We start from the raw sequence: 14,743 nt of genomic DNA, 5'->3' as shown, positions 1-14,743 counted from the left end.
CAATAACTTAGAAAATATCCATGAAAATTCTGTTAATTACTGACTATGCTACCCCAACAGGAGGGGCTGAAATACTAACTATTGCACTTAGAGATGGATTGCGATCGCGTGGTCATGATGCCCGTTTATTTGCCAGTTCTGCCCGTCCTATGAATGCCGAAAGCCAAGCTGATTATCGTTGTTTTGGCACAACATCTAGTTTTCGGACATTACTGCAAACAGCTAACTTTTGGGCTTTTGGAAAATTAAGACAAGTCCTAGCAGAATTTCAACCTGATGTAGTTCACGTAACGATATTTTTAACTCAACTTTCACCCTTAATACTACCTCTACTCAAAAATGTACCAAGTCTTTACTATGCAGTTTGGTATCGGTCTATTTGTCCCACTGGGACTAAAATCCTACCTAACGGAACAGCTTGCCAAGTAAAAATGGGTATGCCTTGTTATCAGAATCATTGCTTACCTTTATGGGATTGGTTGCCATTAATGATACAAATGAAATTGTGGCAACGTTGGAGTAATGCCTTCAACTTATTTGTAGCCCCTAGTCAAGCCGTAAAACAGCATTTAATGGGGGCAGGTATAAATTCCGTCGAGATAGTTTGGCATGGTACACCAATTCAACCCCAACGTCCTCCCCTGACATTACCGCCAACAGTAGCATTTGCCGGACGATTAGTAAAAGAAAAGGGAGCAGAGGTATTATTAAAAGCGATCGCTCTCGTAGTCAATCAGATACCAGAAGCCAGGTTATTGCTAGTGGGAGATGGAGCAGAAAAAGAAGTTTTAAAACAACAGATCATTGACTTAAATATTACCGCCAATGTTTTTATGCCTGGATTAATGTCACGATTGGAGATAGAGAAATTATTCTCTACAGCTTGGGTACAGGTAGTTCCCTCTATTTGGCCAGAACCGTTTGGTACGGTTGTCATTGAAGCAATGATACGCGGAACAGCAGTTATAGTTAGTGCCTCTGGTGGTTTGCCGGAGATTGTTCAAAATAATGAAACAGGTTTGATAGTGCCACCGGGAAATTATCAAGTTTTAGCTGCTGCCTTGTTGCGGATATTACAAAATCGGGAATTAGCAGAACAGATGGGTAAAAAAGCAAGAGAAGTAGCTAAAACTCACTATAGTCAAGACATTTATGTAGATAAATTTTTAGAATTATATCAGAATTTATGTATAATTTGAGACTGGAATTTTCTAGCTTATTAAAGCAGATAAACTGAAATTTTTACTTATTTCCTATATTAAGTATTCAGCTAATACCAAAATACCTATCTATTTGATAATTAACCAATTTCCCAAACATTTTGATGATATTCTATTAAAAAAAATCCAATCAGGCAATCAATGTTAACATTTCCTTCTCCCAATCCAATAGTTGTCAGACAGCTTAATAAGTCTTTGACATTCATTTTTATTAGCTCTTGTGAATACTGGGGTGGCAGTGAAGAACTATGGTTTGAATCGGCTAGATATTTAAAAAGACAAGGTTTCACAGTCCATGCTTTGAAGAATCGCGTCCCCAAAAATAACCACATTCAAGAATTAAAAGCAGATGGAATTGAGGTAAAAAATATTCATTTTTTAGTTCAAGTGCTTCGTAAGTTAAGCTTTTTGATCAATATTCAATTTTTTGTAAAAACCATAAAACTGTTCAAATATAAAAATAACCATCGGCTATTCAAAAACCGACAACCATCTCTAGTCATAATTTCTCAAGGAGAAAATTATGATGGTGTAGAAATCGCTAAAATTTGTCTGGAACTGAATTTACCATATATCATTATTAGTCACAAAGCATCAGACCCAGTTTGGCCACATGGAATAAAACGTCAAATAATGCAGGATGTGTATCGACAAGCAAAGTTTTGCTTCTTTGTTTCCCAACATAATTTATCCTTAACAGAAGCTCAAATAGGCTACAGTTTGACGAATGCGGAAGTTGTCAGAAATCCCCATCAAGCTATAATTCCAGAAGCATTACCTTATCCCCAACCAGAAAATGATTATTTTAAAATTGCTTGTGTTGCACGGTTGTGGATTTTAGATAAAGGGCAAGATGTATTATTAAGAGTTCTAGCTCAAGATAAGTGGCAAAATCGTCATTTACATATCTCTTTTTTCGGAGAGGGAGTTGATCGAGATGCACTGATAGATATGACCAAACTTTTGGGACTAAAAAATGTGAGTTTCCCTGGATTTGTCAACAATATTTTAAATATTTGGTATCATCATCATGCCCTAATTATGCCTTCTCGTGCAGAAGGTTTACCCATAGCTTTAGTGGAAGCAATGATGTGTGGTAGACCAGGAATTGTTACAGATGTAGGAGGTATGGCAGAGATTTTAGAAGATGAGGTTACTGGCTTTATAGCTGCCGGTGCTTGTTTTCAAGAAATTGACAAAGTGTTAGAACGAGCTTGGCAACGTCGTTATGAGTGGGAAAATATTGGCAAGGAAGCATCTATATCTATTCGCAAGCTGATTCCACCCCAGCCAGAACAGGTATTTGCAGATAAGTTGGTGCAATTATGCCAAAGTTCTGAACTGTTATAGCAAGTTTCTTTCCAGAACACATTAACTCATCGTGATTGCAATAGTCCAACCTATATTTTTTGAAAATCATCCACTTTTTTAGCCTTTAATGTTAACAGAAACTATCCGCACCATCAATAACCATTCTTATCCCACACAGGTTGGTTGTTTTGTATTTATTAGCTCTTGTTTTGATGTGTGGGGTGGTAGTGAAGAACTTTTAGCAGCAACTGCTAAATACCTAAAGCAACAAGGACATGAAGTTCATGTCTTCAAATTACAAATTAGTGATCATCCCCGCATTTTAGAATTACAAGCTGCTGGAGTTAAGGTGATTGCTCTAAATTCTTTACGTTTGATGGGGATAAAACATTTTGTTTTCAAATGTATATACCATCTAGTTAGACTACTGAAGTTTTTACCTCTACCGGCAAGCTGGTATTTTATTCACACAGACCCACAGCGAACTTTTATATTACAGACTTTGAGACGAATCAAACCTTCTTTGGTGGTAATTTCCCAAGGAGATAATTTTGATGGATTAAACTATGGAGATATTTGTCTGGAACTTAAATTACCCTATGTGATGCTTTCTCACAAAGCAAGTCATCATATCTGGCCAGTTGATGCTTTACGTCCCATGATGCGAAAAGTATTTCAACAAGCAAAACGCTGTTTTTTTGTTTCTGAGCATAATCTATTTTTAACTCAGATGCAGTTAGGTCAAGGTCTTTCCCATGCAGAAGTTGTCAGAAATCCCTATCTAACATCTGCCACCGAATCTTTACCTTGGCCAGAAATTAAAGATAATTGTTTTAAATTAGCTTGTGTTGGCCGTTTGTGGTTAGTAGATAAAGGCCAGGATATTCTCTTAGAGGTTTTAGCTCAGGAAAAGTGGAAGTACCGCAATTTACAAGTGTCATTTTTTGGGGAAGGTGCTAATCGAGACACTTTAATAGATATGGCAAATTTATTAGGTTTAAAAAATGTAAATTTTCCAGGCTTTGTGGAGAATATTGAGAGTGTTTGGCAAGATTATCATGCTTTAATTTTACCTTCCCGTGCAGAGGGATTGCCGATCACGTTGGTGGAAGCAATGATGTGTGGCCGGATAGCAATTACAACGAATGTGGGAGGAATTCCAGAAGTGCTAGAGGATAATATCACAGGTTTTATAGCCAAGGGAACTTCTTTTGCTGCGATTGATGAAGCTTTAGAACGAGCTTGGCAGCGTTCTGATGAATGGGAAAATATGGGTACGCAAGCATCCATATCTATTCGCAAGCAGATTCCTAAAGACCCAGAGAGATTATTTGCTGATAAGTTGCTGCAACTATCTACTCTGGAAGTTAATTCTGCACATAAAGGAGCAAGAACATGAATTTGCGTCCTTCTCAGACTGATGAAATTAGTAGTGATTTGTCTGGTTTTGTGAAGATTAACAGTGGTAGGAGTCAGCTATTTTCAATCAGAGGATTTCTGATAGGTGCATGGCTAGATTTACGCTCATCATCAGCATTTGCTAAACGGCTATTTTTACAAAATATAGCCCAGCGTTATCGTTATTCGTCTCTTGGGCTATTTTGGGCATTTGTACCTTCAGCGTTAATAGCAATTTTACTGACATTGGGACAGAGGGATGGCATTTCTATTTTAATTGCAGGTACAGTTCCACCACAAGTTTATGGTATCTTTGGGCTAATTATGGCGCAAACGTTTCTGGAAGCTTTAAATATTCAGCGCGTTTCACTTAATCAATATATTCACTTATTGGTCAGACAAAAAATTCCCCTAGAAGCTATCATGATGGCTGGTTTGGCAGAATCCACCTTTGGCTTCTTGATGCGTCTGCCAGTGTTGATTGCTATTCTCTTAGTTTTTAATATTTCTCCTGCTTTGACATTCCCTCTCGCTTTCTTGGGTATTGCCTCAATTATTAGTTTCGGCTCTGGATTGGGTTTATTATTAGCTCCTTGGAATGCTTTAAGTAAGGATTTAGAAAATGTCATGCAGTTTTTCCCTTGGGTTCTATTTCTTGTTACTCCTGTGTTTGTAGCTATGCAACCAGGGAATTGGCTTTATTCTTTACATCAATTAAATCCACTTACCTATCTATTTGAAGGGACAAGATTTCTAGCTTATGGTGTGGGTACAGTCAATATTTTAGCTTTATTCATATTACTACCCATGACTATAATATTGCTTTTAGTAAGCTGGTTATTTTGTCGTTTATGCTTACCTTATATAATCGAGCGATCGCTTAATTAAATTATGAAAAAAATCCTGTTAGAAACAAAGCATTTATCAAAACGATTTTGTCGTGATCCCACGTTATCACTCAATTACACAATCAAAGATATTTTTTGGGAATTTCGCCGCAAACCAGAAGGAGAAAATTGTCTACGACCTGGTGAATTTTGGTCTATTTATGATGTCAATCTACAACTCAGAGCAGGTGAAGTTCTAGGGTTAATTGGACATAATGGTGCTGGCAAAAGTACATTAGTTAACTTAATCACGGGAATTTTACGCCCTACGCTGGGTCAGGTTATATGGCATACTAATCGAGTTATTATGATAGATGGTCAAGCTGGATTAAATTCCTTTCAAACGGGGCGAGAAAATATATATAATCTATTATCAATGTACGGAGTAAGTGAGAACCTCATCAAAAATAAGATTAATGATATTATTGACTATTCAGGTATTCAAAACTTTATTGATGCACCTGTCGGTACATACAGTACAGGAATGCGACTGAGGTTAGGATTTTCTATTTATACTCAATTACAACCAGACGTTTTTATTATAGATGAAGCTTTAGGAGGCGGAGATATTCGCTTTCAACAGAGGTTTCAGAATTATCTCCGGGACTATATTAAAAATGGTGGAGCAATATTACTGGTTTCTCATGAAATGTATCAAATACAATCTCTTTGTCAGCGTGTAATTATTTTTGAGCAAGGACAAGTTTATGACTCTGGTGAACCTGATCAAATAATTTACACATATACTGAATTGATGCAGGCAAAAGAAAATGATTCTCATCCAGTTTCATTAAATATTGAAAGCGAGAAAGTTACCCAACAAATAGATGAAGATTTACTACCTGGAGAAAAATTTGGCTTAGTAGAAATTGAGCAAGTGGAAATAACTGCCGTAGATGGAAAAGAAATTACTCCAGGAAGTAAAGTTCAATTTCAGATGATTTGCAATTCACAAGTTCATAGCTATCCCGTGATGATTCATTTTTCTTTAGGGCAAGATGAACTATTTCCAATGGCAATGATGAACGGGAAGTTTGGTGAGGAATGTTATCAACTCAAAAAAGGACAAAATAAATTTTATTGCGTGGTAGATAAAATACCACTTTTGCCAGGAAAATATCAATTAAAAGTAGCGATAGTAGAAAATGGTACTTATGATATATTAGGCATGAAAGGATACCAAGAAAAGCCATTCTATTTTGAAGTAAAAGGATTCAATAATCTCGAAATAAATTTTGCTAGAAGTTATAAATACCTATTCCATATTCCTACCGAATGGAAGTAAAAGCTTTTGGGAAACTAATATTTATTTGAAGTAGCAAACAAAAATCTAATTTCATTCATAAACCCTTGATGTAGACAGGATTGTCTTCATGAATCAACAAACCCTAAATCGTTTTCAACAGCTTATCAAACTCGTTCGAGCGAAAGAATGGTGGTCATACAAACTGGCTCCAGTTTTGGGAACTGCTTATGCTACGGCGGCAATTCTCAACATATCTTTAATTTCGCTTTGGAGTACGCTGTTATTTCTCCTGTTTGCTTTAGTGATTGGTGCAAGCTACGCGAGTTTAATTAACAATATATGTGATCAAGAAGAAGATCAAATCAGTGGCAAAGCAAACTACTTTATAGGGAGATCTAAATTCCTCATAGCTTTGGCTATGATTGGTTGTATCGTACTAGGTCTTATCGTCTCAGGACTACTAATTCAAGTCCCTCTAGCGTTGTGCTTTTACATAGGCAACTGGCTACTCTTCACTGTTTACTCAGTACCACCTATCCGTCTGAAAAACCGGGGTATTTGGGGGGGGTTAGCAATTGCAATGGGAGAAAGTCTTGTACCGCAAATATTGTCCATATTTTTAATTGCTCACAATACTGATAAGCCCCTATCCGCAACATGGCTAACGATGATTGCTATTTGGGCATTTGCATTAGGATTGAGGAGCATTCTTTGGCATCAAATACTTGATTTTGAGAATGATCATCTTGCCGGTATTAATACATTTGCTGTCAATACTTCTAAACAAACTTTGCAAAGACTTGGTAAATGGGTTGTTTTCCCAATTGAGTTTTTATCGCTGCTGGTAATATTACTGCTTTCTAATAATGTTTTCGGCTGGATTTTTATAGGCATTTATTTTTTCACAGAATTCCTCAGATACTACTTCTGGAAATTATCAATTGTCATTATTGAACCTACTAATAAACACAGACTTTTTCTATTTGAATACTACGATGTGTTCTATCCCTTGAGCTTCCTGGCTTTGTCCAGTTGTCAAGATCCTACGAATTTAATTATTTTGGGATTTCACTTATTATTTTACTATTCACGCATATGGTGGTGGATGAAAGATTTCTGGGGTTTATTAAGATGGGAAATTCCTAACAAATTTCGTAATCACAACAGCCATGTTAAATTGTAATTCAGTAGCACCTGATAATTAATTTCAGGGACTAGTTACAGCATATAATTTGTCATATAAAAACAAATTTCAGCAGAGGTAAAGATGAAAATTGAACAAGTGCTAGAAACTTATGATGAAGTCTATGCAGAGGCTTATAATGAAGCATTTCTAACGGACATTCATTCCCAGACAAAAACAAAGCATGAACTAAAAATATTAACACAGCTTTTGAGTGAGAAAGGTACTGAAGCTCGTTGGTTAGATGTTGCCTGTGGTACAGGGTACTATCTCAGTTGTTTTCCAGAAGTAAAGAAAGCAGGTTTAGATATCTCACCAGCCATGCTCAATATTTCTCGGAGAAAAAATCCTGATATTCCCTTAATTCAAGGTAATTTTAGAGATAAATCTCTGTTTAAAAAAGGAGAATGGGATGTTATCTCCTCAATGTGGTGGGCTTATAGCTTTGCAGAATCAATATCAGAAATTGAAACTTTGATTGAAAATATATGTCATTGGTTGACTGATGATGGTTTTTGTTTTATGCCTATTTGTAATCCTTCTAAAAATCTCTACAGTGGACAGACAAATGTTCCCTATGTTGCAACTGAAGATGCTCCAGCTTATGGAGGAAAAATCTTAGTTACTGGAGTGATATGGTCTTGGATTGAGGCTAGTGGTAAACGCCATGATAATATGCTTGTTCCGCAAATGGAATACATGGTTGAACTGTTTAAGAAATATTTCCAAAGCGTGGAAATTGTTGAATATGCCAATGGCTATTACTGGGGTATTCTCGCTGCTAAAAAGGAAAGACTATTTGACACTATCTGCTCTCAGTTCACTACTGAATCCCTTCATGTTACTACTGAAAAAAACGAAACACTTGTTGATAATCTACCACTAGCACCTGCTCGTCCTGCCAACTTTTTAAAGCGGTTTGTTCACAAATTTCTCAATCTCAACTCTTGATATAGGATTCCTATTTGATTATTGATAGCTTATGCGGAGTAGCCATACAAGACTCAGTACACACTGAAACCCTTTTTTCTTGTTAAGAGTTCTCTATTTTGGTTAGTTTCGCTTACTAAGTTTGGTAGAGCCAAATATTTTTTTCCAATGAATAACCAAGCAATTGCAGTTTTTTTGAAAAAGTTCAATCCTCCAAAAATTATATTTAGCCTGTCACTCGTTTTGAGTTTACTCTGTTTCGCTTATTTGTTCAGAGGGTTTTATTACTTAATAATAGATGAAATTGGTGCAGGAGATTTACATTCTCGTTGGCAAGAACAACAATATATATATCGAGGTTTATATCCTTATGATATTACCAAAGGTTCGCTGTTGATAGATCCCCAACTAGGTGCTGTGACATCTGGGGGATATCCACCTTGGGCTTTTTTCACAGGGTTCATATTTTTCCCACCTATTTCTTGGGAATTAACGCGCTGGTATCATGCTTTATTGAATACTATATCCTTAGTCATATTAGCCATTTTTGCATATCAAATTGGCAAACCTTATGGTAAATTAAAAAGCTGGTTTACAGTAGTTGCTTGTTTATCAATTAGCAGTCATTCTACTACTCTAGGTCTTGGTCAATATGGCATTATTATTAATGCTTTATTAATTGGGGTGTTTTGGCTATTGAAAAAAAACCATAATTTATCAGCAGGTTTGTTTTTAGGACTAGCTTTAGTTAAACCTAGTATTTCGGCACTGTATTTTTTTATTGTAATTATTCGTAAAAATTTTGATGCTGTATTGGCTTGCTGTCTTTATCTAGTTATTGCTAGTTATAGCATTGGAATTGTTACCCAAACTTCTCCTATTTATATGATTGAGAAAATGGTGAAAGTTTCACAATATTATGTTAGTACAGGATATTCGGCAATTAATATTTTTACCAATTTTGGTATTAACCCACTTGTAGCAACAATATTCTTAGCTGTACTTGCTACTGCTATAATTTTAGGCATCTTTTATTTATTTAAGGATAATTCTCTACTGTTTTTCTTTGCTATTGCTTCTGTTATGGGTAGATTATGTACTTATCATTTAATTTATGATAATGTGATGTTAGTTTTTGTATTATTAGCAATAATAAGTTTAGCTTTTCATAAGCCAAATAAATCAAATATTTTGATATTAATCTTGGTTCTCTTGAGTTTATTACTTCCTGGTAAATCTATGGATTTACCATTTGCGAAAATTCTTCAAAGTATAATTTGGATTGCTGCTTTCTTTTACCTTTTAATTAACCAAAAACAATTTCATAATTACTCGAATAATGTCAATTAGATAATACCTTGTCCTTATGATGGTAAGATTTTAAATCCTGCTTGACGAAAATGATTATCTAAGGTCAAGACTGTAGAAATTTTTCGATCTTGCATTACAATGAAGGATAAACAATCTGTGCAAGAGTAAGATTTATCGTGATATTTTTGAAAGTATTCCCATACTTGGTTGAATAAAATCTGATCTATCTAGTAACTGATTGCCAATTTCAACAGCTTTATGATGAGGATTTCGGCTGTTTAAAAAAGTGACTATTTCATCGAAAACTTGTAGATATATGAGAATTTTAGCGTGTTGTTGGGTTTTTCGCACTTGGTCAAGGCATAAATAGCGATTCCTGCGGAGCGCTTCGCTATCGCACTTTATTAATCCAACCTAAGAGCGATCGCACTTTCTGCACTAATCGCACAAATTATGTCAACCAGCAAGCGATTCCTGCGGAGCGCTTCGCTATCGCACTTTATCAATTTCTCACGCTGCTTTCGCTAGTGGCATGAATATTTCAACGGATTCAAACGGTACAGATATTTTGTCTTCTTCTGTCCGTTCAATTAATCCCAGTTCTTCCAGGCGATTTACGTCTGTGTGTACGTTTGAATAGTTTCTTTCGGCTGTTTTTGCCAGCGCGTAAATACTGCATGGCTCTATTTTGCTTAAAGTATCAAGCAAATCAAGTCGAGCAGGCGTTAGCTCGCTAAAAAGTGATTTTGCAGATTCAAATGAAAGTCTAAAATTTACTGGCCTTCCAATTTCGGAGTCTTTAATTTGTTGACGAGCGGCTCGGATTGCAGAACCACCTTTGGCTACTTCAATAATTGCTTTCATGATTCACTCCAGGTTTCAATGTCTTTTTCAAAATCGTCAAGCAATTTATCAATGCTTGTGAATTTGTAATCTATTTCGTGTGAGTTTATATGTTTATGATCTCCTTTTCCGCGTTCGTTGTCATATCGAATTCTACATTTTCCATTCTGCCCGTAAAATAATCTGTATTTGTATTTATGTGTGCTTGGTGGTATTGGTTCTGGTAATTCCCATATAACAACCTCGACGATTGATCCGTCGTCATGAACTTCTTTTGCTTTGGCGATTAGAGTGGCCTTCATATATTGCATTGTAGCAATATATTTAACTTCTGTCGAGTAGCAATATTATGATCCGAACGGCACAGTTGAGCGATAGCGTAAGCGCTGACTTGTCAGTTCGCTGATTACACTTAACCCCAAAAGGCGATTTCTAGGTCGTGCTTTACTGCGGAACACTACGTGAGCGCGATCGCACTTTATCAATCCAACCCACGAGCGATCGCACTACAAAATCACCGCTCGCACTTAACCCCAATAGGCGAACTCGCACTAATGAATAATCAAACTATCTCTGGTCATTTCTAAAAAATCATACGTCAAAAATAATTCGATTATTTGAGTAATATTTTGTAGAAAAAGTTGTTCAATTTGTTTGTTACTAATATTACCTGTCGTTATTAGTAGTAGTTTATAAGGTTCTTGTTTGATTAAAAAAGAATCTAAAAAATCTTTATCTTTGGTAATAACAATTCTCTGTTCCAGGATTGATAGTTTGTTGATTTCCGAATCTGGAGTTGCATTTTTTAAAGGAAGATTTTTGGTATGTATAACATCACAACCTAAGTTCTCTAATAAACTGGCAATTCGCATTGGTAATTGAGCATCAATCAAGAATTTCATGAAACTAATTGAAGGATACTTTTAACTTGAGTGAGTCGAGTAGCAAAGCTGAGAACCGCTAAAATGTCTTCGTATTCTAAATCATCATAATCTTCTAAAATATCATCAATATTCATGCCTGAACTCAAAAGTTCTAAGATCATTTCCACCGGATAGCGCAATCCACGAATACATGGTTTACCGTGACAAATATCATGGTTAATTGTTATTCTATTTAATAGAAGGTTATTCATGATATTAGATGTTATGTTGGCACTAAATTAATTGTACTTGATTTTTCGAGTTCTATGACAATAGAGAAAAGCGAACTGAAAATCAGCGTTGCGCGATTCCTAGGTCGCGCCTAGCGATCGCACTTGGTCAATCTAACCTATGAGCGATCATACTTTGGTCAACTCAACCTAAGAGCGATTCCTGCGGAGCGCTTCGCTATCGCACTTGATCAATCTAACCTATGAGCGATCGCACTTTATCTTGTAAATCCTGATTCAGATATTGAATTATCATTAAGTATGATGAACTTCCTGTTTTTGACGGATAAATTGAGAACGTCTCATTTTCACGATTTCGGGGATATATTCATTTTTATGCTCTTGTCCCTCAAATCCCAACCTTAAATAGACATTACCTCCTATTCCTGGAATTACTTCACCTTGTTCGGTGCGTTTATCGTCTTTAGCAAAGTAGAAAAACTTAAATTTATTATATATATTTTCTGCAAATTCATTTTTAAGTTTTTGCTCTGCATTTTGATAAATGACAGGTGCAACTATAAATATTTTCTCTGGCTCTATTTTTTGAATCAGGTTAACTAAGTTAGTTCTGACTACACAAGCACCAGAAATAATAGATTTAATTACAATCAAATATTTAACTTTCTCATGAGCAGGTTCTTGATATTTCTTGAGAATAGGAGCTACTTTTAAATCTTCTATTTCAAAAGGAGAAAATCGCTGATTCCAGAAACAAGCAAAACCAATATGATGTAGATTTTCTTCTAAAGTTAACATTATACCTTTAGCTAAGAAATCAGCATCTTCTACGGTACAAGCTAGGTATACATCAGAATTTTTATCATTAATTTCAGATAGTAGAAAATTACCAAGATTCATCCCTATCTTGGTCATAGTGTCTTTGTATTGGTCTGGTTTAACATTCTTATTGGCTAATGTTTCCAGTAATTGCTGAATATCTTGATTACAAATATCTGAATATAGTCTAGTCATATCAAGAATACCTCCAATTCTTCAAAGGAAGTGGGGTGATGTTTTTTGATAAGTTCCTGAAATTTTTGAAACCTTGTGGTTTCGATACTGTAAGATATTGTTCCTTCATTTAGTCCGTCGAAATACTCCCATTTTAAAAAGCCTCTGGTTAAATTATATGTGAAACTATCTATTTTATCAAAAATATCTATTACTTCTGGGTCTAGCTGTAGTTCTGCTTGAAAGGAACGAATATATGAAGGGATGCAATGTTGAGCTTTTTTGAGAATATCCATAAGAGATACTTTCGATTTATTAATTGCTTCCCAAGCACCAAGTAAAACTGTAGCCAGACATTCAATTTTATCTGGATCTGGATTATCAAAAGCACACAAATACTCTAATGAACGTCTAAAATCAGGTTCTTGAGCAATTATTTTAGGAAGGCTATCGGCAAAATAGAAGTAAATAACTTGGCTATAATTTTTAATATCATTGGGAATATTCGTTTGTAATTTATCTCGGATTTCTGAAGAAGAGACTACCAGCGCAAGTTCTGATGCTTTAGAAATTGATTTATTTAATTCATACTGTTTTTTAAAGTCGTCATTTATTGATTTTTCTCCTGTTCCCCAAGTTACAGCAGAACTATTTTTAAGTTGATAGTGTTGCAGCGAGTTTTCTGAGACAAGTTCAATAATTAAGTCATCAATAAAAGATAGACATTGGCTTAATAAGTAAATTTCTTTGTTACATTCTAAAACGCATTTAGATAATAAGGATATTTTGTAAATAGCAAAGATATTTTCGTAAGTGTTACCTTTACTGTTACTAACACCTCCTGTATTTTTATTTTTTATGTATTGTACCGTTGAATCTCCAAATAGATTTTTGATTTGCTCTTCTGTATACATGAGGTTTTTTATAGGCTATTATCATTAGTGACAAGATAAGGAAAAAGGCAGATTATCAAAGCAATTGCTGTTGGTATAACGGCACAATTTCGCGGCAAGCGATCGCCCCCAACTCAAAACTAAAATATAACAACATTGTCCACTTTAATGCTTTTTTATGCAGCGATCGCTTCACAATTATCTATCTTACGCAATTCTGCGGACTGGTTCAATGATCAGATGATTGTAGTTTAATACCCAAAACTTGAGTATAAGCACCTCTGGCTTGAGTTACGCCAATTGTGCGCTGTGCTGACTCTATCATCGGACGACGCAAACTCACAACTATAAACTGTGCCTGTTATCTCATGATTTTAGTGCAAGATGTGAGCTTTGGTCACGTCTATGTTAAGCTAGGTGCTTATAATAAGTTTAAATGCACAAATTGTGGACATTTTATTCTTAGAGATAGAAACGGCACACTACATCTGAGCATATCCACATATATTCAAGTTTCACGTATCTGAAGATAATTCTTAAATCACAATATCTTCAATCAGCGACGCTAAGGCAAGGAGCTAATCAATCATGTATCAAATAGATCCACCATTATCTCCTCAAGAAGTATTGCCAACTATGTATGATTTACCTAGTGAAAATCAGGAGGAACCAGGATTGCCAGATGAATTTCACCTATTACAACCAGAATTACTACGCAGTACATTTCGTCCGCCCAACTATACTGAAGATAATGTATTTACAGGTAGTGATTTAAACTTATATTATGATTCCCGCCATACCCAATGGTATAAACGCCCAGATTGGTTTGCAGTATTGGGGGTATCTCGATTTTATCAAGAAACAGAACTCCGATTAAGTTACGTTACTTGGCAGGAGGGAGTAAATCCTTTTGTCGCTATAGAATTGGTATCACCAGGTACAGAAGCGGAAGATTTAGGGAGAAGTTTAAGGGAAGTTAATCAACCTCCTAATAAATGGTCTGTTTATGAACAAATCCTGAGAATCCCTTATTATTTTGTTTATAACCGTTATAGAGATGAGTTTAATTGTTTCGGGTTGGTAATGAGTCGTTATCAACCTTTGCCCATCAATGGACTAGGAGTATGGTTAGAAGAAGCAGAATTGGGTTTAGGATTATGGCATGGAGAATATCAAGGATTAACCAGATTGTGGCTACGTTGGTATGATCGAGATAATAACTGGTTGCCTACACCAGTAGAACAAGAAAAACAACTTGCAGAACAGGAAAAACACCGCGCAGAACAGGAAAAACACCGCGCAGAACAGGAAAAACACCGCGCAGAACAGGAAAAACACCGCGCAGATTTAGCCGAAGCAGAATTAGCTAAATTAAGACAGTTACTAGCAGAAAAAGGGGTTAATTTATAGCATT

The 14,743-nt window shown here is 35.7% G+C and carries 15 protein-coding genes; 9 read left to right on the top strand and 6 right to left on the bottom strand.

Translation table 11 applies throughout. The features are described 5' to 3' along the window. Window positions 1–20 precede the first annotated feature (20 nt). The 8 genes from ACOWPH_RS12345 to ACOWPH_RS12310 all read left to right on the top strand — a co-directional run bounded on the left by ACOWPH_RS12345 (window position 21) and on the right by ACOWPH_RS12310 (window position 9,525). The gene (locus ACOWPH_RS12345; protein WP_015215681.1) at window positions 21–1,199 is read left to right on the top strand and encodes a glycosyltransferase family 4 protein; all 1,179 of its coding nucleotides are present in this window, start codon (window positions 21–23) and stop codon (window positions 1,197–1,199) included. 162 nt (window positions 1,200–1,361) lie between these two features. Further along, window positions 1,362–2,570 carry a glycosyltransferase family 4 protein gene (locus tag ACOWPH_RS12340; RefSeq protein WP_015215680.1) on the top strand — a complete coding sequence of 403 codons (1,209 nt, stop codon included), beginning with the start codon at window positions 1,362–1,364 and terminating at the stop codon, window positions 2,568–2,570. A gap of 88 nt (window positions 2,571–2,658) precedes the next feature. Further along, window positions 2,659–3,930 carry a glycosyltransferase gene (locus ACOWPH_RS12335; protein WP_015215679.1) on the top strand — a complete coding sequence of 424 codons (1,272 nt, stop codon included), beginning with the start codon at window positions 2,659–2,661 and terminating at the stop codon, window positions 3,928–3,930. Next, complete coding sequence (locus tag ACOWPH_RS12330) at window positions 3,927–4,817, top strand: ABC transporter permease (protein WP_015215678.1); 891 nt, start codon at window positions 3,927–3,929, stop codon at window positions 4,815–4,817. The genes ACOWPH_RS12335 and ACOWPH_RS12330 overlap by 4 nt, the downstream gene beginning before the upstream one ends. 3 nt (window positions 4,818–4,820) lie before the next feature. Next, window positions 4,821–6,101, top strand: coding sequence for an ABC transporter ATP-binding protein (locus tag ACOWPH_RS12325; RefSeq protein ID WP_015215677.1), 1,281 nt, complete (start codon window positions 4,821–4,823; stop codon window positions 6,099–6,101). Between the two features lie 88 nt (window positions 6,102–6,189). After that, entirely contained in the window at window positions 6,190–7,245 is a 1,056-nt protein-coding gene (locus ACOWPH_RS12320; RefSeq protein WP_015215676.1) for a UbiA family prenyltransferase, read from the top strand. 84 nt (window positions 7,246–7,329) lie between these two features. After that, window positions 7,330–8,196 carry a class I SAM-dependent methyltransferase gene (locus ACOWPH_RS12315; RefSeq protein ID WP_015215675.1) on the top strand — a complete coding sequence of 289 codons (867 nt, stop codon included), beginning with the start codon at window positions 7,330–7,332 and terminating at the stop codon, window positions 8,194–8,196. 147 nt (window positions 8,197–8,343) lie between these two features. Then, window positions 8,344–9,525 carry a glycosyltransferase family 87 protein gene (locus tag ACOWPH_RS12310; RefSeq protein WP_015215674.1) on the top strand — a complete coding sequence of 394 codons (1,182 nt, stop codon included), beginning with the start codon at window positions 8,344–8,346 and terminating at the stop codon, window positions 9,523–9,525. Window positions 9,526–9,996: 471 nt separating this feature from the next. Here ACOWPH_RS12310 and ACOWPH_RS12305 read toward each other — a convergent pair whose 3' ends face one another. The 6 genes from ACOWPH_RS12305 to ACOWPH_RS12280 form a co-directional block, all read right to left on the bottom strand. Next, complete coding sequence (locus ACOWPH_RS12305; protein ID WP_015215673.1) at window positions 9,997–10,350, bottom strand: MarR family transcriptional regulator; 354 nt, start codon at window positions 10,348–10,350, stop codon at window positions 9,997–9,999. Next, complete coding sequence (locus ACOWPH_RS12300) at window positions 10,347–10,631, bottom strand: toxin-antitoxin system TumE family protein (protein ID WP_242043186.1); 285 nt, start codon at window positions 10,629–10,631, stop codon at window positions 10,347–10,349. Before ACOWPH_RS12300 ends, ACOWPH_RS12305 begins: the two co-directional genes overlap by 4 nt. Before the next feature lie 249 nt (window positions 10,632–10,880). Further along, a complete protein-coding gene (locus ACOWPH_RS12295; RefSeq protein ID WP_015215671.1) occupies window positions 10,881–11,231 on the bottom strand; it encodes a DUF5615 family PIN-like protein in 351 nt (116 codons plus the stop codon). Next, window positions 11,228–11,464, bottom strand: a complete 237-nt coding sequence (locus ACOWPH_RS12290) for a DUF433 domain-containing protein (protein WP_015080100.1) — start codon at window positions 11,462–11,464, stop codon at window positions 11,228–11,230. Before ACOWPH_RS12290 ends, ACOWPH_RS12295 begins: the two co-directional genes overlap by 4 nt. A 273-nt stretch (window positions 11,465–11,737) precedes the next feature. After that, the gene (locus tag ACOWPH_RS12285; protein WP_015215670.1) at window positions 11,738–12,457 is read right to left on the bottom strand and encodes a hypothetical protein; all 720 of its coding nucleotides are present in this window, start codon (window positions 12,455–12,457) and stop codon (window positions 11,738–11,740) included. Then, window positions 12,454–13,350 carry a hypothetical protein gene (locus ACOWPH_RS12280; RefSeq protein WP_015215669.1) on the bottom strand — a complete coding sequence of 299 codons (897 nt, stop codon included), beginning with the start codon at window positions 13,348–13,350 and terminating at the stop codon, window positions 12,454–12,456. The genes ACOWPH_RS12285 and ACOWPH_RS12280 overlap by 4 nt, the downstream gene beginning before the upstream one ends. 567 nt (window positions 13,351–13,917) lie before the next feature. Between ACOWPH_RS12280 and ACOWPH_RS12275 the strand changes: the two genes are divergently transcribed. Continuing rightward, window positions 13,918–14,739: a Uma2 family endonuclease gene (locus ACOWPH_RS12275; RefSeq protein WP_015215668.1), complete on the top strand. Its 822-nt coding sequence runs from the start codon at window positions 13,918–13,920 to the stop codon at window positions 14,737–14,739. Window positions 14,740–14,743 lie beyond the last annotated feature (4 nt).

Origin of the sequence: Anabaena sp. PCC 7938 (assembly GCF_049315035.1) — a bacterium.
Lineage (GTDB): Bacteria > Cyanobacteriota > Cyanobacteriia > Cyanobacteriales > Nostocaceae > Anabaena > Anabaena cylindrica.
Note: the sequence above shows the minus strand (reverse complement) of the source record. Positions and strands in the feature narration are given on the sequence as shown.

Excerpts from the sequence above, each read along its gene's own strand:
- ACOWPH_RS12345 (WP_015215681.1), top strand. The coding sequence starts at position 21 with ATGAAAATTCTGTTAATTACTGACTATGCTACCCCAACAGGAGGGGCT.
- ACOWPH_RS12340 (WP_015215680.1), top strand. The coding sequence starts at position 1,362 with ATGTTAACATTTCCTTCTCCCAATCCAATAGTTGTCAGACAGCTTAAT.
- ACOWPH_RS12335 (WP_015215679.1), top strand. The coding sequence starts at position 2,659 with ATGTTAACAGAAACTATCCGCACCATCAATAACCATTCTTATCCCACA.
- ACOWPH_RS12330 (WP_015215678.1), top strand. The coding sequence starts at position 3,927 with ATGAATTTGCGTCCTTCTCAGACTGATGAAATTAGTAGTGATTTGTCT.
- ACOWPH_RS12325 (WP_015215677.1), top strand. The coding sequence starts at position 4,821 with ATGAAAAAAATCCTGTTAGAAACAAAGCATTTATCAAAACGATTTTGT.
- ACOWPH_RS12320 (WP_015215676.1), top strand. The coding sequence starts at position 6,190 with ATGAATCAACAAACCCTAAATCGTTTTCAACAGCTTATCAAACTCGTT.
- ACOWPH_RS12315 (WP_015215675.1), top strand. The coding sequence starts at position 7,330 with ATGAAAATTGAACAAGTGCTAGAAACTTATGATGAAGTCTATGCAGAG.
- ACOWPH_RS12310 (WP_015215674.1), top strand. The coding sequence starts at position 8,344 with ATGAATAACCAAGCAATTGCAGTTTTTTTGAAAAAGTTCAATCCTCCA.
- ACOWPH_RS12305 (WP_015215673.1), bottom strand. The coding sequence starts at position 10,350 with ATGAAAGCAATTATTGAAGTAGCCAAAGGTGGTTCTGCAATCCGAGCC.
- ACOWPH_RS12300 (WP_242043186.1), bottom strand. The coding sequence starts at position 10,631 with ATGAAGGCCACTCTAATCGCCAAAGCAAAAGAAGTTCATGACGACGGA.
- ACOWPH_RS12295 (WP_015215671.1), bottom strand. The coding sequence starts at position 11,231 with ATGAAATTCTTGATTGATGCTCAATTACCAATGCGAATTGCCAGTTTA.
- ACOWPH_RS12290 (WP_015080100.1), bottom strand. The coding sequence starts at position 11,464 with ATGAATAACCTTCTATTAAATAGAATAACAATTAACCATGATATTTGT.
- ACOWPH_RS12285 (WP_015215670.1), bottom strand. The coding sequence starts at position 12,457 with ATGACTAGACTATATTCAGATATTTGTAATCAAGATATTCAGCAATTA.
- ACOWPH_RS12280 (WP_015215669.1), bottom strand. The coding sequence starts at position 13,350 with ATGTATACAGAAGAGCAAATCAAAAATCTATTTGGAGATTCAACGGTA.
- ACOWPH_RS12275 (WP_015215668.1), top strand. The coding sequence starts at position 13,918 with ATGTATCAAATAGATCCACCATTATCTCCTCAAGAAGTATTGCCAACT.